The following is an 18,807-nucleotide window of genomic DNA, read 5'->3' as shown; positions in this document are numbered from 1 at the left end:
ATCCTTTTCAGTAATAGTTACCCATGAGCGAGATCACCTCGATCAGGAGCAACACGGCAAACATGCGTGCAAAGCCACCCAGCTCCGCCCCGCCCTGCCGGTGCCGTGCAACCGGCGTGTACATGGCAGAGGCCAGCGGCATGACGGCCACCGTGAGGCTGAAAAACCAGGTCTTGAGCACGAACACCAGCGTCAGCGACGGTGTGAAGATCTGACCAAAGATGCGTGTGTACGCACCAAACCCGGCCAGGCTGAAGCCGTAGACGCTCAGATACACGGTGACCAAGGCCACGATGCAGCTGAGTGCGGCCAGTGTGATGGCGGCAAACACGCCCGCCGCCGCACGCGGCACCAGCGCCGCACGGACGGGGTCAATGCCTTGCGTCTTCCACTTCGCGAGCTGGCCCTGCATACGCATCTGCACCACCTGCACGCCGGCTGGAATGGTGCAGCGCATGGCCACAAACAGTGCGGCCGTCAGCGGTATCAGCTCGATCACCATCACCCGCACCACCAGATCCAGTGCATAGCGCGACAGGCCGTAACTTTGTGCGGTGACAATGACGATGCGCGCAATCACCGCACACAGCAGGGCCGCCAGCGCGGTAAAGCCTGTGAGTATGGGGGCAGTCTGCGCAAACATCTGCTGGGCCAGCATGGCCCGCCCGCGCTTCTGGTAGCTCGACGGCGAGCTGACCAGCACCAGCAGCACGGCTGTCAGATAAATGCTGCGCCACCACGCCAGGGCCTGCGCGCCCAGCGCGGCCCAGATCCGCCCCGGCAGCTTGATGGTGGTTTCACTCCAGCTCATGCAGGAATGATAGCGTCCACTTCAGGGTACGGGCGCAGCCGCCACGGTTGCCGCCTGTCAGACATGGCGCTTTGCCGCAGCACTGCCCTGCAAGCCTTCGGGCAAGGGCTCATCGGCCTGGGCATGCAAGGCCTCGATGATGTGACAAAAGCTGTCCGAGCCGTCGCACTGACTGCGCAGTTGCATCAGCTCATGCTCCAGAGCCTGCAGCTCGGCCAGTCGCTCGCGCACATGGCTCAGATGGGCGTCCAGGGTTTTGTTGGCAGCCACGCAATCGGCCTTGCGCGCACCATCGAGCGCCAGCAGTGTTCGCACTTCGTCGAGCGACATATCCATGGCCCGGCACAGCCGAATAAAGCGCAGCCTGTGAACATCACCATCGGTGTAGAGACGGTACTGGTTGTCCTCGCGCATGCCAGGCGAGAGCAGTTGCTCCTTCTCGTAGTAACGGATATTGGCCGCGGCGATGCCGGAACGCTTCGCTGCCTCGCCAATGCGCCAGCGCGGAATATCGTGCGAATTGAGGGACATGCTTGACCTTGAAGTGACTTTACTGTTTTCAATACTGCCATGAAGCAAGAAAGCCTGTCCACCCACGCCCATGGCGGCGGCCACAATGGTCATTCACATGATCACGACCATGCACATCCGCATGAACATGTGCCAGCCACTTCGAAACCTATTGCCGCCACAGCCACATCAGCCTGCGGAACCGGCTGCTGTGCACCGTTTTCCATCAACGAGCCAGCCAAGAGCCAGGCTCACGATGAGGGTGACGGTCATGACCATGCTCACGACCATGGCGTGCTGCCCGGCTGGCCGCGCATCTACGCCGCTCTGGCGGCGGCTCTGGCGGCCGAGGCCTGCCACTGGTTTGGCGGCGACGACGCCAACTCGACGCTTCAATATCTGGGCATGGCACTGGCCGTGCTGGGTATCGCGTTGTCGGGTCTGGGGGTCTACAAGGCCGGCCTCAAGGATCTGCTGCGCTTCAAGCTCGGAATTCATGCACTGATGGCGGTGGCCGTCACCGGCGCCTTCATCATCGGCCAGTGGCCCGAAGCCGCCATGGTCATGGCCCTTTATGCGGCGGCCGAGCGCATCGAAGACCAGGCCATGGACAAGGCCCGCCTGGCCATCCGCAATCTGCTGCAACTGGCGCCAGAGACCGCCGATGTGCTGCAGCCCGACGGCAGCACTGTGCGCATGGCCGCCAACGAGGTGCCTCTGGGCGCCGTGCTGCGCGTGACGCCCGGCGCTCGCGTCCCACTCGACGGTCTGGTCACCGAGGGCGAAAGCTCGGTCAACCAGGCCCCCATCACGGGCGAGAGCGCGCTGGCGCACAAAGGCCCGGGCGACGAACTGTATGCAGGCTCCATCAACCAGGACGGCGAGTTGCACCTGCGTGTAACCGCGCCGGCCAGCGACAGCCTGATTGCACGCATCGTCCATGCCGTGGAGCAGGCGCAGTCCTCGAAGGCTCCCACCCAGCGCTTTGTCGACCGCTTTGCCGAGGTCTACACCCCCATCGTGCTGGTGCTGGCGATTGCCCTGGGCCTGCTCGCGCCCTGGCTGCTGAACTGGAGCTGGCATCAGGCCGCTTACCAGGCCCTGGCCCTGCTGGTCATCGCCTGCCCCTGCGCCCTGGTGCTGTCCACCCCCGTCACCGTGGTCAGCGCGCTCACGGCTGCTGCCAAGCGCGGTATTCTCATCAAGGGAGGCAGCGCACTGGAATCGGCCCGCCAGCTCAAGGCCATCGCACTCGACAAGACCGGCACGCTGACCACGGGCTCACCCAAGCTGGTGGACTGGCAGGGCTGGAATGCTGCGAGCAGCGATGAAGCCGCAGCCCGCGCCTATGCTCTGGCATCGCGCTCCGACCACCCCGTATCGCGCGCGATTGCCCAAGGGCTGGAGGAGCAGACAGGCAAGGAACTTGCCACAGCCCAGGCCTCGGCTCAGCAATTGCAGGCCCTGCCCGGCCGCGGCGTGCAGGCCCAGATCGACGGTGAACGCTGGACGCTGGCCAATCTGCGCTGGGTGGGCGAGCAAGGCTGGGACAGTGCCGAGCTCAAGGCCGCGCTGATGCTGCAGGAGCAACAGGGCCGCACCGTCACCCTGCTGGCCAATGAACAGGGCGTGCAGGCGCTGTTTGCCGTGGCCGACCCGCTGCGCCCGCAGGCCAAGGCGGCCGTGGCCCAGTTGCAGGCGCTTGGTGTCAAGCCCATTGTGCTCAGCGGCGACAACAGCGCCACCGTGCGCACGGTGGCCGCAGAAGCGGGCATCAGCGATGCGCGCGGCAATATGCTGCCCGAGGACAAGCTCAAGACCCTGAGCGAGCTGCAGCGCGACATCGGCCCAACGGCCATGACCGGCGACGGCATCAACGACGCGCCGGCGCTGGCCCAGGCCGATATAGGCTTTGCCATGGGCGGCATGCATGCCACCGACATGGCCATGGAGACTGCCGATGTGGTGCTCATGAACGACGACCTGCGCCGTATCCCCGAGGTGGTCGATCTCTCGCAGCGCGCTCACAGCGTGCTGTGGCAGAACATCAGCCTGGCCCTGGGCATCAAGCTGGCCTTCTTCATTCTGGCCGTCAGCGGCAATGCCAGCATGTGGCTGGCCGTGCTGGCCGATATGGGCGTGAGCCTGCTGGTGGTCGCCAATGGCCTGCGCCTGCGCCATTGGGGGAACAGGCCTGAAAACACATGAAATTCGACCTTAACCCTTGATCGGCAAGCGCAAGCAGCTATCTAATTTACGATTTACTGCACCGGGCGGGGAACTAAACCCCGCCCTTCGCTATCATTCAGCCCATGCGTCGCTTTTTCTCCTTGTTCCTGGTTTTGCTGCTGGCCCTGCGCGGCCTGGCAGGCGATGCCATGGCCATGGAGCAGAACACCGACCAGTCCCATCACATGGGACATGCGTTTGTGCAGACGCAGAGCCTGGACGAAGTGGCCGCCATGGCAGCCGCTGTGCACCACGCGCATGCAAGCCTCGCGGCCGACGCACAGCCGCATCACGACATGGCCGCGTCCCACAAGGCAGGCCCTGCAGGGACCGTCAACTGCAGCGCCAATGCCGCCGACAGCGACTGCCACCAGCATGAAGGCCATTGCACGGCCTGCGGCATCTGCCACTCGACGCTGGCCAACCCCGAGTTGCTGACGCTTCACTCCAGCCTCCCCATGGCCGCCCAGCCGGCCCATGGTGCAGCGCGCTTTGCCAGCGCAGCGCCTGCCGACCTCGTCAAACCACCGATTTCTGCGCTCTGACGCCCTAGGTGCGTCCGCATTTTGATGGCAGCCATCGTGCTTGCTGTCTAGTTTCGAGCCGTCAAACGCTCAAGGCTGCGGACCTTCTCCCGGTTTTAGACGACAGGAATCCTCTATGCGCCACGCGCATCCTCTTTCTTTGACAGCCATGGCTTTGCTCATGACCGGCGTCAGCCCGCCAGTCCTGGCCCAGACGCCTGCGTCGACTCTCCCGGTGGCCCAATCCCCAGCCAACGGCAACCGCGTTTTCGATCCCGATGCTCCCACGCTGGCGCTGCAGCACCAGCCACTTGCCGCCAGCGCGGCCATCGTCGCCCAGCCCGGTGACTGGAAGGCCGCCAATGCCGCGGTGAGCGAGTTCCCGCGCGGCCATGGCGATGTGCTCAGGTGGGAGAAATCCCAGGGCAATGCCTCCGGCCCAGCCCCGGACAGCGGTGCTTCCGCACATCAGCACCATCACGGAGGCCAGCCATGAAGCGCCTTGCATTCAAAGCCACGCCTTTGCTCGCCGCAATGTCACTCACACTTGTGCTGGCCGGCTGCGCCAGCATCTCGCCCGACGGACTTCGCGGCGACGTGGCCAGACATACCGAAGGCAGGCTGCCCGCGGGTGCACAGCTGCCGTCGCCGGACGCCCAGGCCCTGCAGGATGCGCAGACCCAGATTGCCGACTGGCTCAAAGCCCCTGTCGATGCCGACACCGCCGTGCGCATCGCCCTGCTCAACAACCCTGGTCTGCAGGCCCAGCTGGCTGCGCTCGGCATTGCCGACGCGCAGCGCGTGCAAGTGCTGACCCTGCCCAACCCCAGCTTTACCTTCGGCCGCTTTCGCAACGGCCACGAGCGCGAGATCGAGCGCCAACTCAGCTTTGGGCTGGTGCAGCTCATCACCCTGCCCTGGCGCAGCCGCTGGCAGGGCTGGCAGATGGAACAGGCCACGCTGACGGCCGCCCAGCAGGTGCTGCTGCTGGCCTCCGACACACGCCGCGCATGGCTGCGCGCCGTGGCAGCCGAGCAAGCCCTGGCCGCCAACGAGCGCATGCACGAGGCAGCGGCCCTGGGCGGCGAGCTGGCCCGCCGCATGGCCCAGGTCGGCAACTTCAGCAAGATGGACCAGGCCAGAGAGCTGGCCCAGCAGCAGCAGGCCGCCGCCCAGCTGGCACGCGCGCGTCTGAACGCCCAGCTGGAACGCGAGCAGCTGGCCCGCCGCATGGGCCTGTGGGGCGAGCAGTTGGCCTACAAGCTGCCCGAGCAACTGCCCGCCTTGCCCAAAGCCACCGAGCTGCGCGGCGGCGATGACGCCGAAGCCACCGCCTTGCGCCAGCGGCTGGATCTGGGCGCTCTGCGCCGCGACCTTGATGTGACCGCCGGCCGCCAGGGCTGGGCCACGATTGGCACCATCTTTGGTGATATCGGCGCCAGCTACAGCAACAACACCAGTACTGAACGCGCCACCGGCCACAGCGACAAGACGCAAGGCTGGGAGTTCGACGTGCCGCTGCCGCTGTTTGACTGGGGCTTTGCCGCGCGCGGCATGGCACGCAACCAGGTTCTGCGCAGCGCATCGCTGCTGCGCGACAACGCCATACGCGCACGCAGCGAAGCCCGCAGCAACTGGCTGGCCTATCGCACGGCTTACGACCTGGCCCAGCAGCAGCAGGCCGAGGTTCTGCCCTTGGCCAAGCTGATGCAGGAAGAAACCGTCTACCGCTACAACGGCATGTTCATGAGTGTGTGGCAACTGCTGGCCCAGGCCCGCAGCACCACGCAAGCGGTGGTGACCGCCACCGAGGCACAGCGCGACTTCTGGCTGGCCGAGACCGATCTGCGCCTGGCCCTGACAGGCACATCGCCAGGAACCACCCCCACCGTCAACACCAGCGCAGCGCCCGCTGCACAAGCCGCAGCAGGTCACTGATATGCAACGCCGATCCTTTTTCACTGGCGCTGCCACTGCAGTGGCAGCCGCCACAACCTCAATGGCCGTCAGCCGGGTTGCCATGGCGGCCCTGCCCGAACCCGTCATGCAAGGCAGCGCCGACACGGCTACGCCTTTGATGCCGCCCAACGGTCGCCCCTACCAACCCGTGGTCACGCTCAACGGCTGGACCACGCCCTGGCGCATGAATGCGGGCGTCAAGGAGTTCCACCTCGTGGCCGAGCCCGTGGTGCGCGAGGTGGCGCCCGGATTTTTCGTCAATATGTGGGGCTACAACGGCCAGTCGCCGGGCCCCACGATCGAAGTGGTGGAAGGCGACAAGGTGCGCATCTTCGTCACCAACCGCCTGCCCGAGAGCACCACCATCCACTGGCATGGCCAGCGTCTGCCCAATGGCATGGACGGTGTGGGCGGTCTGAACCAGCCCCACATCCCGCCGGGCAAGACCTTCGTCTATGAGTTCGAGGCGCGCCGCCCCGGCACCTTCATGTACCACCCGCATTCGGATGAGATGGTGCAGATGGCCATGGGCATGATGGGCTTGTGGATCACCCACCCCAAGACAGCCCACCCGCTGATCGACAAGGTGCAGCGCGACTATGCCTTTCTGCTCAGCGCCTATGCGGTCGAGCCCGGCACCATGACACCGCGTATCAACGAGATGACGGATTTCAATATCTGGACTTTCAACAGCCGCGCCTTCCCCGCCATCAGCCCACTGGTGGCTCGTCAGGGCGACAAGGTGCGCATCCGCGTGGGCAACCTGACCATGACCAACCACCCCATCCATATCCACGGCCATGAGTTCGAGGTTACAGGCACCGATGGCGGCCCTGTGCCAAAGTCCGCCCGCTGGCCCGAGGTGACGACGGATGTGGCCGTGGGTCAGATGCGCCAGGTGGAATTCATTGCCGACGAACCCGGCGACTGGGCTTTCCACTGCCACAAGAGCCACCACACCATGGGCGCCATGGGTCACGACGTGCCCACCATGATCGGCGTGGACCACCGCGGCCTGGTGGGCAAGATCCAGAAGATCGTGCCCGACTACATGCTGATGGGCGAGCGCGGCATGGGCGATATGGGCGCCATGGAAATGCCTTTGCCCGACAACACCTTCCCCATGATGACCGGCCAGGGCCCTTACGGCCCCATCGAAATGGGCGGGATGTTCACCAGCTTCAAGGTACGCAAAAACCTGGGGGCCAACGACTACAAGGACCCCGGCTGGTACCAGCAGCCCAAAGGGACCCGTGCCTATGAATGGCAGGGCGCACCTTTCGATGCCAAGGCCCCCCGCCAGAGCACGCCCGGCACCGCTCCCGGAGCCGCCACCGTACGCAAACCCGAAACCGGCCCCGCCACGGGTGCACACACCCAGCACTGATGCCAGGAGACTCCCATGAAGACTGTTCATTTCATAGCTGCCTGCGCTTTGGCAGCAAGCGTCAGTGCAAGTTTTGCGCATGGAAACAACGCCCATGCCAGCGGTCCCGTAGTCAAGGAGCAAAAGCCCTGGGGCATTGCTGCCGAGACCAGGGAGGCCCAGCGCACCATCACCATCGAGATGACGGACGACATGCGCTTCAGCCCCAGTCATTTCAGCGTGAAAAAGGGCGAAACCCTGCGCCTGCGCGTGGTCAACAAAGGCCTTCTCATGCACGAGATGGTGCTGGGCACCCGGGCATCGCTCGATGAGCACGCGCAGATGATGCTCAAGTACCCCGGCATGGAACATGCCGAACCCTATATGGCCCATGTGGCCACAGGCCAGACCGAAGACATGGTGTGGAGCTTCAACCGCGCAGGCGAATTCGACTTCGCCTGCCTGATCGCCGGCCATTACCAGGCCGGCATGACGGGGCGTTTCACCGTCACCGAATAACGCAAGAAAGGAATTCCCGATGACAAGCACCAACCGCCGCCACGTCCTGCATCTGCTGGCCGCCGCTGCCGGCATGGCTGCGCTGCCAGCAATGGCAGCCACTCCTGCCAAGATTGCCATGGAGGTCTGGAAAGACCCGAACTGCGGCTGCTGCAAGGACTGGATTGCCCTGATGGAGCAGGCTGGCTTCGCCGTCAAGGTGCATGACGTGGGCAACAGCGCCGTACGCGCCAAACTGGGCCTGCCTACCCGCCTGGGTTCCTGTCATACAGCCCTGGTGGGCGGTTATCTGGTCGAAGGCCATGTGCCTGCCGCCGATGTGCACAAGCTGCTGAAGCAAAAACCCAAGGCGCTGGGCATCGCCGTACCGGGCATGCCAATTGGCAGTCCCGGCATGGACGGCCCCGAGTACGGTGGCCGCAAAGACCCCTACGACGTGCTGCTGGTCACCCAAAGCCTGATGCGCAGCGATGTCAGCACCTCGGTCTTCACCAGCTATCGCGGCTGACCCCCCTCAATTCAGGAGAACATGATGAGAAACCTCTTTCACACCACTTTGGCAGCCCTGAGCCTGGGCTTTGCGCTGACCACTCCCGCTTTGGCGCAGGATCACTCGGCACACGCCGGTCACGGCGCGGCAGCAGGCACTTCTGCAACCGCACCTGCAGCTCAGGCCGATGCATTGACCGCCGGTGAAATCACCCGCGTGGACAAGCGCACAGGCAAGCTGACGATTCGCCACGAAGAAATCAAGAACCTGGACATGCCTCCCATGACCATGGTGTTTGCGCTGGCGGACGCCAGCCAGTCCAACGATTTCAAAGCCGGTGACAAGGTGCTGTTTCGCGCCGAGGACAAGGATGGCTCGCTGATCATCACCCGCATCCAGCCAGCGTCCTGATGCAGTCCCGCCGTTAAAGCGATGACGATGCCATGCAAGCATGGCATCGTCATCCCGTCACAACCCCGTGGATGTCACTCCCGCATGGCCTGCCACGCGCTCCAGTACATCCCCGGGCACATCACGACCGCTGTGCACCAGCAGATCAAAGGCATTGCGACCCTGGGCATCTCTGCGCCGAAGATCGACCCCGGCCGACCAGAACCAGCGCACAGCCTCCCACGCGCCATGGTCCACGGCCATCAGATACGGGGTTCGGCCCTTGTCATCCCCGGTCCTGTCGAGGTCGCTCCCCGCTTGCAGCAGCACTTGCAGCATCTCTGTGCGCCCGTTGAAGGCCGCCCAGGCGGTGGCGGTCATGCCCGTTGCCAGACTCACCTGATCCAGCGGACTGCCTTGCTCCACCAGCCATTGGGCCGCGGCATCGTTGCCGCAATTGAGGGCCGTGATCAGCGCATTGAGACCTGTGCTCTTTTGCACATAGGCTATATCGTCACCGTCCCTCAGGCGCAACTCCAGCGCAGCAATATCGCCTTTTTCAGCGGCCTTGAGCAGTTTCATACTCATTTCAGTACATCCATTTCCTGATCAGCGCCCGCCCAAAGCGCTTTTCCAGCAGCACTTCGGCCTGCTCATCGCCATCATCCCGCCCCTGGGCCACGGCGTGACTGCGGCATAGCGACATCAAGGCCAGCGCGTCCAGATAGTCGCCCACATCGTCGAACATACGGGTCAGCAAGGGGTTGCTGTCATGGTCCAGATACCAGACAGAGCCATCGCGACGGTCAAAGCACCATAGATTGCCATTGCCCAGGTAGTCCCCGAACACCACCAGCTCGCTCAACTGCGCCTTCAAGGCCAGCGCCTGTTGCGGCGCACTCATCTCCACAATATCGGCGATGCCCGGAAACACGACTTGCACCGAACCGATGGCATCCATGTCTGTATCCGGCGCCATGAGATCAAAGCGCGGACTCAGCAAGCGCTCGGCCCAGTCCAGCACACCGAGCTGCAAAAGATAGTCACGCAAGGACTCGGGCAGATTGCAACCCAGGCGCCATTCGCACAGGCGCAGCTCGGCCCGGCTGAATGGCCTGGCTTGGGCGGGCTCTTCATCCATCCAGGCATGAGCCTGCAGGCCTTGATACCAGTGGGCCAGCCGCTGATCGAGCGAAGCATCGGCGGGCAGCCAATACGGCTCGGGCAGGTCGGCCTCATCCCACACATCATGGTTTTCTACAAAGCGCTGGCTGCGCCCGAACTCGGCCTGCAGAAAACAAGACCATGCCACCGCGTCCGAGGGTGAAGGCCAGTGCATCTGAGCGAGCATCGCCACCGGCATCCACGGCACATAGCCCATGCGCGACACCTCATTCGCATAGCGCACCACAAAGCGCAAGGCAGGCTGAGCCAGCAGACCTGCTGGCGGGGACTGATGTGGCGCATCGAGTTGGGCAGCGGCATCGGCAGGCAGATCCACCCAGTCGCTCAGCGTCAGTTCGGGCAATGCCTGCACCAGCGCAGGCAGGTCTTTGAAGATTTTCATGCAGGCATTCCGTGCATTGTGTGTTTGGGGTGCATGGGGTGCGTAGGGCTTAGACTGCGCGTCCTATGTTGACGCTAGAGCAGTTTCACTCCGGGCTGGCCAATGGTTCACTGGCCCGCGCACACCATATCAGGCTCTGCGATGGGCTGACCGAGTTCCCCGCCGCGCTGTATCAGCTGGCCGAGACGCTGGAGATCCTCGATCTGTCGGGTAACCGGCTCAGTACTCTGCCCGATGATCTGACGCGCTTTGCGCGGCTGCGCATTCTGTTTGCCTCGAACAATCCGTTCAGCGAACTGCCCCGCGTGCTGGGCCGCATGCCACAGCTCGAAATGATTGGCTTCAAGGCCTGCCGCATCGCGCATGTGCCGGAGGAGAGCCTGCCGCCGCGATTGCGCTGGCTGATTCTCACGGACAACCGCGTGCAGCAGCTGCCCGAGTCTATCGTCCACTGCACGCGCCTGCAAAAGCTCATGCTGTCGTGCAACCAGCTGAGGCAGCTGCCCCAGAGCCTGAAGCATTGCCAGACGCTGGAATTGCTGCGCATTGCAAGCAACCGTTTCGAAGATGCTCCCGAAGTCATCTTCCGGCTTCCTCGCCTGGCATGGCTGGCGCTGGCAGGTAATCCAATGACTCAAAAACAGGAGCTGGATACGATTTCAGGGCATGGGATTGAGCCAATTTTCTATCAGAATCTGCAGATCACAGGCAAACTGGGCGAAGGCGCCAGCGGCCATATCTACCGCGCCAGCCTCAACGGACAGGATCTGGCACTCAAGGTTTTCAAGGCCGCCCAGACCAGCGACGGCACGCCGCAATCCGAACTGGCGGCAGGCATTGCGGCAGGACAGCACCCTCATCTGCTGACGCCGCTGGCGCAGGTTCTGGGCGCTCCTGACGGACAAATGGCCACGGCCCTGCCCCTGCTGGATTCAGCCATGCACCCGCTGGCCGGGCCGCCCAGCTTCAACAGCTGCACACGAGATGTCTATGACCCCGAACTTCGCCTGCAAGCCGACCAGGTCCAGCTGCTGCTGCAAGGCATACGTTCTGCCATCACCCATCTGCACGGCCGTGGTCTGCTGCATGGAGATCTGTATGCCCACAATATCCTGTGCAATCTGCAGACCGGGCAGGCCGTGCTCAGCGACTTTGGCGCCGCCGCGCTTTTGCAGGGCCTGCCCGAAACGCAGCAAGCGCAGCTGCAGCAGATCGAGCTGCGTGCGCTGCGTCACCTGGAAAACGAGGTTCAGGCTCTTGTCGGCTGAGTCTTATTGCAAGAATGCGGGCTTGGCATAACCCGCAAACTTGCTGTCCACCACGCCCTTGAACTCGGCGGACTTGTAAGCTGCAGCCAGATCCTTGGCCCATTGCGCATCCTTGTCCTTGGTCTTGACAGCCACGATGTTCAGATAATGCTCGGGCGTTTTTTCCAGCAGCACCGAATCCGACAGTTTCAGGCCCGAGGAAATCGCAAAGTTGCCGTTGATGATGGCGTACTGTGCATCATCAAGCGCGCGCGGCAGATGAGCCGCATCCAGGGGCACGAGCTTGATCTTCTTGGGATTGGAGGCCAGATCCAATTCGGACACGCGCAGCGGGTTCACGCCTTCCTTGAGCCTGACCAGCCCCGCCTGCTGCAGCAGCAGAATGCCCCGAGCCAGATTGCTGGCGTCGTTGGGCAGGGCAATGCGATCCCCCTCCTTCAGGTCGGCCAGGCTTTTGCGCTGCTTGCTGTAGACGCCCATGGGCGCGATCGGCCCCTGTATCAGGGCCGTCAGATCCAGCTTGCGGTCGCCCTTGAACTGGTTGAAATAGACCTCATGCTGGAAGAAGTTGGCATCGAGCGAGCCATCGGCCAGGGCCAGATTGGGCTGCACATAGTCGTTGAACTCCACCAGACGCACCTTGTAGCCCTTTTTCTGCAGGATGGGGACGATGCCGTATTGCAGCTGATCAATGTTGGAGCCTGCCGTGCCGCCAATCACCAATTGCTTTTTGCCCGCGTCCTGGGCCGCCGCCGGCAAGACGCCCATGACCAGTGCAGCGCCTGCCAGCAAAGTGGTGGCCAGAAGACTGCGGCGGCGCCGTGCCACGGAAAAAAGATGGGTCATGCTTGCTCCTCGTTGATGTACCGTGTTTTGATATCAAAGGTCTGACTCTGCATCCATGCAGAGGCCTTTGCAGTATCCAGACCGCGGGCGCAAATTCCAACCAATAAAAACCCATGCTCTTATTTGCTTTTCATCTAAAACCAGCAAATCCACGGGCATGAAAAAAGGGCCGCATCGCGGCCCTTGGCGTATTCAGTCCAACCCCATCACTTCAGGAAAGCAGGCTTGGAGTAGCCGGGGAACTGGCTGTCCACCACGGCCTTGAACTCTGGCGAGCGGTAGGCAGCGGACAGATCCTTGGCCCACTGGCTATTTTCGTTGCCGGTCTTCACGGCCACCACGTTCAGGTACAGATCGGGAGTCTTTTCCAGCACCACGGCCTCGCTCAGCTTCAGACCCGAGGAAACGGCAAAGTTGCCATTGACCACCACATAGTCGGCGTCTTCCAGCACACGCGGCAACTGGGCTGCCTCCAGCGCCACAAACTTGAGCTTGTGGGGATTGGCGGCCAGATCCAGCTCGGAGATACGGGCCGGGTTCACCCCTTCCTTGACCTTGACGAGGCCTGCCTGCTGCAACACCAGCAATGCACGCGCCAGGTTGCTGGGGTCATTGGGCAGAGCCACCTTGGCGCCACTCTTGATATCGGCCAGAGACTTGTGCTTTTTGCTGTACACACCCATGGGTGCCACCGGGCCCTGGGCAATCGCAGTCAGCGCCAGCTTGCGATCCGTGGTGAACTGATCGAAATAGGCACGGTGCTGGAAGAAATTGGCATCCAGCGAGCCATCGGACAGCGCCAGATTGGGCTGCACATAGTCGTTGAACTCGATCAGCTTGATCTGGTAGCCCTTTTTCTGCAGCTGGGGCACTATGCCTTTTTGCAGCAGGTCGTAATTGGAGCCGGCGGTGGCGCCAATCAGCAGGTTCTTTTTGGCCGGGTCCTGTGCCAGAGCAGGTACACCGGCAGTCGCCAGCAATGCTACTGCGGCAGTGGCCAGAACGGCACGGCGGCTGGCAGCAAAAGAAAAATGGGCGGGCATGGATCTCTCCTGGAATTGGATACACGTGGGCAGCACGGCTCTCATTTGTTTACCGAGCTGCAACAATGTGAGCAAGTATGACCCCTACACGGGCAAACCCTAAAGAATAAAAAACCATCTGTTTATCCATAAAAATATATAAGAAATACAAGGAGTACTGGCATGAGCGCTTTTTCAACTATTGAGGATCTGCTCGCGCACGAAGGCCATATCGGCCGTGTGCAGGGCATTTCCGTGGGCCATTTCAGCGACTCGCACCGCCCCACGGGCTGCACCGTCGTGCTGTGCCCCCAGGGTGCCGTGGGCGGTGTGGATGTGCGCGGCGCAGCCCCTGGCACGCGCGAGACCGATTTGCTGCACCCCAGCAATCTGGTGCAGGAGGTCCACGGCATCATGCTGGCCGGCGGCAGTGCCTGGGGGCTGGACGCAGCCACAGGGGCCGTGCGCTGGCTGGAAGAGCAAGGTGCCGGCCTGAATATCGGCGTGGGCCGGATTCCGCTGGTGCCGGCAGCCGTGTTGTTTGACGTAATGATGGGCGATATGCGCATACGCCCCGATGCTGCGGCCGGCTATGCCGCCTGCCGGAATGCGGGGCAGGACTCCGGCACCGGGCGACCCGCCGAGGGCAGCGTAGGCGCTGGCGCTGGCGCCGTGGTGGGCAAGGTCTTCGGCCACGAACGCGCCATGAAGGGCGGCATAGGCACGGCCAGCTTTACTGTCGATGGCGTCACCGTAGGAGCCATCATTGCCTGCAATGCGCTGGGCGATGTATTCAACCCCTTCAACGGTGAGTTGCTGGCCGGGGCACGCACGGCAGACGGCCTGCAATTGCACGGCACCCGCGATGCCTTGCTGGCGGGCGAAGAGCCCAGGCCGATTCTGGCCGGCAGCAACACCACGATAGGCGTCGTAGCGACCGACGCCGCTATCACCAAGGCCCAGGCCCACCGCCTGGCCGTGGTAGCCCATGATGGCCTGGCACGTGCCATCAACCCCGTGCACACCATGAGCGATGGCGACAGCCTGTTTGCTCTGGGCACGGCCCGCAGCGGAAAATCGCCGGGAATGATGACGCTGAGCACCTTGGCGGCCGAAGCCGTGGCCATAGCCACCGCACGCGCCGTCTTGCTGGCTCAATCGGTACAGATCGAAGGCCAGACGACACTACCCAGCCACCGGGATTTAAGCGCAAGAAGCTAGGCCATCGCCTCAAGTCGCCGCAACTGCCCCTGTGTCAACAATTTATCGCGCATGCGGCGCGTCATGGACTGGGTGCTTCCGTCTTCGGCGGTAAACAGAAACAGGCTTTGCTGCGGGCTGACCCAGGTGAGCTTGGTGCGCAGTTGCTGGCGCTCGTTGCACAACTCCACCCAGGTGCCCAAAGGCCATTCGGCAACATCAGCAGGCTTGCTCTGCCCCATGGATGCATGCGTCGGCATGGGAGCAGAAACAACTGCTTCAGTCTCGTCCAATGGAGCACTGACTATCTTTTGCGGCGCTGTGGTCTTGAAGACAGGTCCTGAGGAATGGGTTGCAGCCTGAACCTGCGCCTCTCGCATCACGGCCACTGATGGCGGATCCTCGACTCTGTCGGTCAGTACCGGCAAGGTGATATCCAGTCCTGCGCGCACGGTTTCTGAGGCGCCATCCAGCCCCGCCAGCACGCTGGGCAGTTCACCAAGTACATCCACCCTGGCAAATTCGTCGGAGCCGGACTGGCCCGCAGCCTCGGCCGCATCCAATACCCGCTGCTGAAGGCTTCCCAGCCGGGCCGCCAGTGCGGCGATTTCGACATCCGTGCGGCCCACGCTGCGCAAGCCTCGCGCCAGGCGGCGCTGCAACTTGGGCGCCATGGCCACCAGCCGCGTCACATCCTGAGCGGCCTGCGGCGACACGCTCCACAGCAGGCTGGGCACCAGCGCCAGATAGCCACCCGGGTCGCGCTCCTGCCCTGGTTCGGCCCGCAGCTGTGCCTGGGCAATCACACCGGCCCACGGGCCGGTCACAAAATCCAGAATATCTTCAGGCACCCCCTTGGCACTGGGCAAGCTGCGAATCATTTGCGCCAGTTGCAGGGCATCGGGCTTGGTCTGCTCGATGGCGCTCACAACTTGACGATCGACCAGCCCCAGCGCCGAACTCATCAGCCCTTGCCGCGTGGAATGCTCGACTTCGGTATGCTGGCTCAGCGCCGCAATGCGGCTCATACGACCTTCCGGCGGCCACTGCTCGCGCACAAATTGCAGCACTCGGGCAAATACATTGGCATTTGCCTGCCCTGCACTAGCCAACTGGTTCGCCGCAGCCTCTGCCACGGTGATGAAGTGGGCAAATCCCAGAGCAGATTCGCTGGCAAACCAGAGACTGCGAGCCGTCAGCTCGTCCAGCAACTGCCGTGCCGGGTGCAAGCGATCTTCAAAGAAAACACCGTCTTGCGCCACCAACTGGCTCAACATGGGTTCAAGCCGCAACAAGACCCGCTGCACCGGCGGCAGCAGGCGGCCGTCGCTGGTCATATGGCTCATCATTCGCTGCAGCGTGCGTATCTGAATCAGAGCACTGGGCGCCTGACTGGGCTGTGGTGCGCGCAATCCCCTCAGAGCACTGGGTACCCAGGGTTGTTGCGAAGTCTGCAGCGCATTGGCCGAATACGAAGTCCAGCCTGGCTCCAGCCCCGAATCTTGCACAGGCGCGATAGAGGCCGGCTCGGTCGCCGGCCAACCCGCCAGCATGGAGTCCGTCAGCGACTGGGGCACGGTGCAGCGCGAATCATCAATCCAGCGCAGATCTGAGGCCAACTCCTGCAACAGCCGCAAGGTCAACAGGCATTGAGGCCGGGTGTCACCGTCCGCGCCATAGCGAGCAGGCTGCACGCCATGCTGGCGCAGCAAATTGGCAGCACGGGAATATTCAGAAGCCAGAATCGAGCCCAGCTGCTGCGACATGAATTCATGCCAGCAATCGGCCACTTCCGTGGCGGGCTGAACAGCCGTCAACGACTGGCTCAAAGCGCGTACATAGTTCTCCAGCCGCAGCGGATTGCACTCTGGCCGAGCGGATTCAAGCCCCTGAGCGCCGCTCATCAACGCATCCAGATCGGCCAGCGCCAGCTCGACCTGGGGCTCGACCATCTGCACCAGCTTGTGCTCGGCCTTGAGCTGGCGGCTGGCCGACTCGGCCATGGCCGCCAATGGCAAAAGCCGGCCAGTGACAGTATCCAGCGTCTGTGCAGAAAAGGAAAAAGGTTGGCGCGCTGACAGTACCAGCGCCTCCAGCAAATTCTGCGGGAAGCTGCTGATCACCGAGGCCCGGTGCTGCTGCAGGTTATGCAGCGCAGCGCCGAGCACATCGCGCCTTACAGAGTGGGAACCCGTCGAAAGCGATTGCTCCAACGCATATTCGGTGCGCTGCAACAATCGCAGCGCGAATGCATCAGCGCCACGCACCACCTGGACAAGGCAGGTGCGCAGCACGGAAACGGATGCATGTGCGAGGCTCATAGCCCCTAAGAATACCCGCTCCAGCCGATGCTGGAGACATTTTGATGCTTACTTCAACGCCTTGTAACGCATGCGCTTGGGCGCAGCACCTTCCTCACCCAGTCGTTTCTTCTTATCGGCTTCGTACTCCTGGTAGTTGCCGTCAAAGAATACCCACTGGGAATCGCCTTCGGCGGCCAGGATATGCGTGGCAATACGGTCCAGGAACCAGCGGTCATGCGAGATGACCATCACGGTACCGGCATATTCCAGCAGCGCGTCTTCCAGCGCACGCAGGGTTTCCACGTCCAAGTCATTGGAGGGCTCGTCCAGCAGCAGCACGTTGCCGCCTTGAATCAGCGTCTTGGCCAGGTGCAGGCGACCGCGCTCGCCACCGGAGAGGTTGCCGACCTTCTTTTGCTGGTCTTGGCCGTTGAAGTTGAAGCGGCCCGCGTAAGCGCGCGACGCCATGGTGAACTTGCCCACGGTGATCATGTCCAAACCGCCGGAGATGTCTTCCCACACGGTCTTTTCGTTGGCCAGTTCATCACGGTGCTGGTCCACAAAGGCCATCTTCACGGTCTGGCCGATATCCACCGTACCTGCATCAGGCTGCTCCTTACCCGCTATCAGCTTGAACAGAGTCGACTTACCGGCACCATTCGGTCCGATGATGCCGACGATGGCACCAGCGGGAATGTTCATCGAAAGGTTGTCGATCAGCATGCGGTCGCCAAAGGACTTGGAGACATTGGTGAACTCGATGACCTTGGAGCCCAGACGCTCGGCCACAGGAATGAAAATTTCCTGTGTTTCATTGCGCTGCTGGTATTCGTAATCGCTCAGTTCTTCGAAGCGCGCAATACGGGCCTTGGACTTGGCCTGACGACCCTTGGCATTCTGGCGCACCCACTCCAGTTCCTTCTTCAGGGCCTTGGCACGTGCTTCTTCGCCCTTTTGCTCGGCTTCCAGGCGGTTACCCTTCTGGATCAGCCAGTCGGAGTAGTTGCCCTTGTAGGGAATGCCGTGTCCACGGTCCAGTTCCAGAATCCATTCGGCCGCGTTGTCGAGGAAGTAGCGGTCGTGGGTAATGGCCACCACGGTGCCGCTGAAGCGGTGCAGGAACTGCTCCAGCCAGTCCACGGACTCGGCGTCCAAGTGGTTGGTCGGCTCGTCCAGCAGCAGCATGTCTGGCTTGGACAGCAGCAGCTTGCACAGGGCAACGCGGCGCTTTTCGCCACCGGAGAGCTGACCCACGATAGCGTCCCATGCCGGCAGGCGCAGTGCATCCGCAGCGATTTCCAGCTGATGCTCGGAGTCCGTTCCCGCAGCAGCGATGATGGCTTCCAGCTCACCTTGCTCGGCAGCCAGGGCATCAAAGTCCGCATCTTCTTCTGCGTAAGCTGCGTACACCTCTTCCAGACGGGCCTTGGCATTGTTCACCTCGGCCATGGCTTCTTCCACGGCCTGGCGCACGGTGTGCTCGGGATTGAGCTGAGGCTCCTGGGGCAGGTAGCCGATGGACAGGCCCTGCATGGGGATGGCTTCGCCTTCATACTCCTTGTCCACACCGGCCATGATCTTCAACAGCGAAGACTTGCCCGAGCCGTTCAGACCCAGCACGCCGATCTTGGCGCCGGGGAAGAAACTCAGGGAAATGCCTTTCAAGATCTGGCGCTTGGGCGGCACCGTCTTGGTCAGCTGATTCATCGAAAAAACGTATTGAGCCATGTCCGAATTGCTTTGAGTTACTTGGATTTATGCAAAAAAGTGTGCCGCTTTACACGGCAATCAAACCATGATTAT

18 protein-coding genes are annotated in these 18,807 nt (G+C 62.5%); 10 read left to right on the top strand and 8 right to left on the bottom strand.

All coding sequences use genetic code 11. The annotated features are described in order from the left end of the window. Nucleotides 1-7: 7 nt before the first annotated feature. Nucleotides 8-811: an ABC transporter permease gene (locus MPZ60_RS08390; protein WP_003077169.1), complete on the bottom strand. Its 804-nt coding sequence runs from the start codon at nucleotides 809-811 to the stop codon at nucleotides 8-10. A gap of 57 nt (nucleotides 812-868) precedes the next feature. Continuing rightward, entirely contained in the window at nucleotides 869-1,342 is a 474-nt protein-coding gene (locus MPZ60_RS08385) for a Cd(II)/Pb(II)-responsive transcriptional regulator (protein WP_034359240.1), read from the bottom strand. A 39-nt stretch (nucleotides 1,343-1,381) separates the two neighbouring features. Here MPZ60_RS08385 and MPZ60_RS08380 point away from each other — a divergent pair, with 39 nt between their 5' ends. The 8 genes from MPZ60_RS08380 (at nucleotide 1,382) to MPZ60_RS08345 (ending at nucleotide 8,819) form a co-directional block, all read left to right on the top strand. Beyond that, nucleotides 1,382-3,529 (top strand): cation-translocating P-type ATPase, encoded by a 2,148-nt coding sequence (locus MPZ60_RS08380; RefSeq protein ID WP_034359238.1) that lies wholly within the window; start codon nucleotides 1,382-1,384, stop codon nucleotides 3,527-3,529. A gap of 104 nt (nucleotides 3,530-3,633) precedes the next feature. Further along, nucleotides 3,634-4,095 (top strand): hypothetical protein, encoded by a 462-nt coding sequence (locus tag MPZ60_RS08375; RefSeq protein WP_034359235.1) that lies wholly within the window; start codon nucleotides 3,634-3,636, stop codon nucleotides 4,093-4,095. 115 nt (nucleotides 4,096-4,210) lie between these two features. Beyond that, complete coding sequence (locus MPZ60_RS08370) at nucleotides 4,211-4,570, top strand: hypothetical protein (RefSeq protein ID WP_034359233.1); 360 nt, start codon at nucleotides 4,211-4,213, stop codon at nucleotides 4,568-4,570. After that, complete coding sequence (locus MPZ60_RS08365; protein WP_034359229.1) at nucleotides 4,567-6,012, top strand: TolC family protein; 1,446 nt, start codon at nucleotides 4,567-4,569, stop codon at nucleotides 6,010-6,012. The genes MPZ60_RS08370 and MPZ60_RS08365 overlap by 4 nt, the downstream gene beginning before the upstream one ends. A 1-nt stretch (nucleotide 6,013) precedes the next feature. Next, nucleotides 6,014-7,420 (top strand): multicopper oxidase family protein, encoded by a 1,407-nt coding sequence (locus MPZ60_RS08360; RefSeq protein ID WP_034359227.1) that lies wholly within the window; start codon nucleotides 6,014-6,016, stop codon nucleotides 7,418-7,420. Between the two features lie 15 nt (nucleotides 7,421-7,435). After that, nucleotides 7,436-7,918, top strand: a complete 483-nt coding sequence (locus tag MPZ60_RS08355; protein ID WP_034359224.1) for a plastocyanin/azurin family copper-binding protein — start codon at nucleotides 7,436-7,438, stop codon at nucleotides 7,916-7,918. A 19-nt stretch (nucleotides 7,919-7,937) separates the two neighbouring features. After that, nucleotides 7,938-8,426 carry a DUF411 domain-containing protein gene (locus MPZ60_RS08350; RefSeq protein WP_034359222.1) on the top strand — a complete coding sequence of 163 codons (489 nt, stop codon included), beginning with the start codon at nucleotides 7,938-7,940 and terminating at the stop codon, nucleotides 8,424-8,426. Between the two features lie 24 nt (nucleotides 8,427-8,450). Beyond that, on the top strand, nucleotides 8,451-8,819 hold the full coding sequence (locus tag MPZ60_RS08345) for a copper-binding protein (protein WP_003063394.1): 369 nt from the start codon (nucleotides 8,451-8,453) through the stop codon (nucleotides 8,817-8,819). A 57-nt stretch (nucleotides 8,820-8,876) separates the two neighbouring features. Here MPZ60_RS08345 and MPZ60_RS08340 read toward each other — a convergent pair whose 3' ends face one another. Beyond that, nucleotides 8,877-9,386 carry an ankyrin repeat domain-containing protein gene (locus MPZ60_RS08340; protein WP_034359219.1) on the bottom strand — a complete coding sequence of 170 codons (510 nt, stop codon included), beginning with the start codon at nucleotides 9,384-9,386 and terminating at the stop codon, nucleotides 8,877-8,879. A gap of 1 nt (nucleotide 9,387) precedes the next feature. Continuing rightward, the gene (locus MPZ60_RS08335) at nucleotides 9,388-10,365 is read right to left on the bottom strand and encodes an SMI1/KNR4 family protein (protein ID WP_034359217.1); all 978 of its coding nucleotides are present in this window, start codon (nucleotides 10,363-10,365) and stop codon (nucleotides 9,388-9,390) included. Between the two features lie 65 nt (nucleotides 10,366-10,430). Here MPZ60_RS08335 and MPZ60_RS08330 point away from each other — a divergent pair, with 65 nt between their 5' ends. Continuing rightward, nucleotides 10,431-11,633: a leucine-rich repeat-containing protein kinase family protein gene (locus MPZ60_RS08330; RefSeq protein WP_034359213.1), complete on the top strand. Its 1,203-nt coding sequence runs from the start codon at nucleotides 10,431-10,433 to the stop codon at nucleotides 11,631-11,633. A gap of 3 nt (nucleotides 11,634-11,636) precedes the next feature. Here the strand turns inward: MPZ60_RS08330 and MPZ60_RS08325 are convergent, their stop codons facing one another. Both MPZ60_RS08325 and MPZ60_RS08320 read right to left on the bottom strand, forming a co-directional pair. Further along, nucleotides 11,637-12,479, bottom strand: coding sequence for a MetQ/NlpA family ABC transporter substrate-binding protein (locus MPZ60_RS08325; protein ID WP_034359211.1), 843 nt, complete (start codon nucleotides 12,477-12,479; stop codon nucleotides 11,637-11,639). A 206-nt stretch (nucleotides 12,480-12,685) separates the two neighbouring features. After that, nucleotides 12,686-13,522, bottom strand: coding sequence for a MetQ/NlpA family ABC transporter substrate-binding protein (locus MPZ60_RS08320; RefSeq protein WP_034359209.1), 837 nt, complete (start codon nucleotides 13,520-13,522; stop codon nucleotides 12,686-12,688). A 162-nt stretch (nucleotides 13,523-13,684) separates the two neighbouring features. Here MPZ60_RS08320 and MPZ60_RS08315 point away from each other — a divergent pair, with 162 nt between their 5' ends. Next, complete coding sequence (locus MPZ60_RS08315) at nucleotides 13,685-14,722, top strand: P1 family peptidase (protein WP_052057687.1); 1,038 nt, start codon at nucleotides 13,685-13,687, stop codon at nucleotides 14,720-14,722. On the opposite strand, the gene MPZ60_RS08310 is transcribed toward MPZ60_RS08315, so the two are convergent. Together MPZ60_RS08310 and ettA are read right to left on the bottom strand one after the other, a co-directional pair. Continuing rightward, nucleotides 14,719-17,022 carry a DUF1631 family protein gene (locus tag MPZ60_RS08310; RefSeq protein WP_034359207.1) on the bottom strand — a complete coding sequence of 768 codons (2,304 nt, stop codon included), beginning with the start codon at nucleotides 17,020-17,022 and terminating at the stop codon, nucleotides 14,719-14,721. The genes MPZ60_RS08315 and MPZ60_RS08310 overlap by 4 nt on opposite strands. A 48-nt stretch (nucleotides 17,023-17,070) precedes the next feature. Then, the gene (gene ettA / locus MPZ60_RS08305; RefSeq protein ID WP_034359205.1) at nucleotides 17,071-18,732 is read right to left on the bottom strand and encodes an energy-dependent translational throttle protein EttA; all 1,662 of its coding nucleotides are present in this window, start codon (nucleotides 18,730-18,732) and stop codon (nucleotides 17,071-17,073) included. Nucleotides 18,733-18,807 lie beyond the last annotated feature (75 nt).

It is taken from the genome of Comamonas sp. 7D-2, from assembly GCF_022749555.1.
In the GTDB taxonomy this organism is placed as follows: domain Bacteria; phylum Pseudomonadota; class Gammaproteobacteria; order Burkholderiales; family Burkholderiaceae_C; genus Comamonas; species Comamonas thiooxydans.
The sequence above is the reverse complement of the archived record's forward strand: the minus strand, read 5'-3'. Positions and strand labels throughout refer to the sequence as shown.

Coding starts and splice junctions, on each gene's coding strand:
- MPZ60_RS08390 (WP_003077169.1), bottom strand. CDS start 811: ATGAGCTGGAGTGAAACCACCATCAAGCTGCCGGGGCGGATCTGGGCC.
- MPZ60_RS08385 (WP_034359240.1), bottom strand. CDS start 1,342: ATGTCCCTCAATTCGCACGATATTCCGCGCTGGCGCATTGGCGAGGCA.
- MPZ60_RS08380 (WP_034359238.1), top strand. CDS start 1,382: ATGAAGCAAGAAAGCCTGTCCACCCACGCCCATGGCGGCGGCCACAAT.
- MPZ60_RS08375 (WP_034359235.1), top strand. CDS start 3,634: ATGCGTCGCTTTTTCTCCTTGTTCCTGGTTTTGCTGCTGGCCCTGCGC.
- MPZ60_RS08370 (WP_034359233.1), top strand. CDS start 4,211: ATGCGCCACGCGCATCCTCTTTCTTTGACAGCCATGGCTTTGCTCATG.
- MPZ60_RS08365 (WP_034359229.1), top strand. CDS start 4,567: ATGAAGCGCCTTGCATTCAAAGCCACGCCTTTGCTCGCCGCAATGTCA.
- MPZ60_RS08360 (WP_034359227.1), top strand. CDS start 6,014: ATGCAACGCCGATCCTTTTTCACTGGCGCTGCCACTGCAGTGGCAGCC.
- MPZ60_RS08355 (WP_034359224.1), top strand. CDS start 7,436: ATGAAGACTGTTCATTTCATAGCTGCCTGCGCTTTGGCAGCAAGCGTC.
- MPZ60_RS08350 (WP_034359222.1), top strand. CDS start 7,938: ATGACAAGCACCAACCGCCGCCACGTCCTGCATCTGCTGGCCGCCGCT.
- MPZ60_RS08345 (WP_003063394.1), top strand. CDS start 8,451: ATGAGAAACCTCTTTCACACCACTTTGGCAGCCCTGAGCCTGGGCTTT.
- MPZ60_RS08340 (WP_034359219.1), bottom strand. CDS start 9,386: ATGAGTATGAAACTGCTCAAGGCCGCTGAAAAAGGCGATATTGCTGCG.
- MPZ60_RS08335 (WP_034359217.1), bottom strand. CDS start 10,365: ATGAAAATCTTCAAAGACCTGCCTGCGCTGGTGCAGGCATTGCCCGAA.
- MPZ60_RS08330 (WP_034359213.1), top strand. CDS start 10,431: ATGTTGACGCTAGAGCAGTTTCACTCCGGGCTGGCCAATGGTTCACTG.
- MPZ60_RS08325 (WP_034359211.1), bottom strand. CDS start 12,479: ATGACCCATCTTTTTTCCGTGGCACGGCGCCGCCGCAGTCTTCTGGCC.
- MPZ60_RS08320 (WP_034359209.1), bottom strand. CDS start 13,522: ATGCCCGCCCATTTTTCTTTTGCTGCCAGCCGCCGTGCCGTTCTGGCC.
- MPZ60_RS08315 (WP_052057687.1), top strand. CDS start 13,685: ATGAGCGCTTTTTCAACTATTGAGGATCTGCTCGCGCACGAAGGCCAT.
- MPZ60_RS08310 (WP_034359207.1), bottom strand. CDS start 17,022: ATGAGCCTCGCACATGCATCCGTTTCCGTGCTGCGCACCTGCCTTGTC.
- ettA (WP_034359205.1), bottom strand. CDS start 18,732: ATGGCTCAATACGTTTTTTCGATGAATCAGCTGACCAAGACGGTGCCG.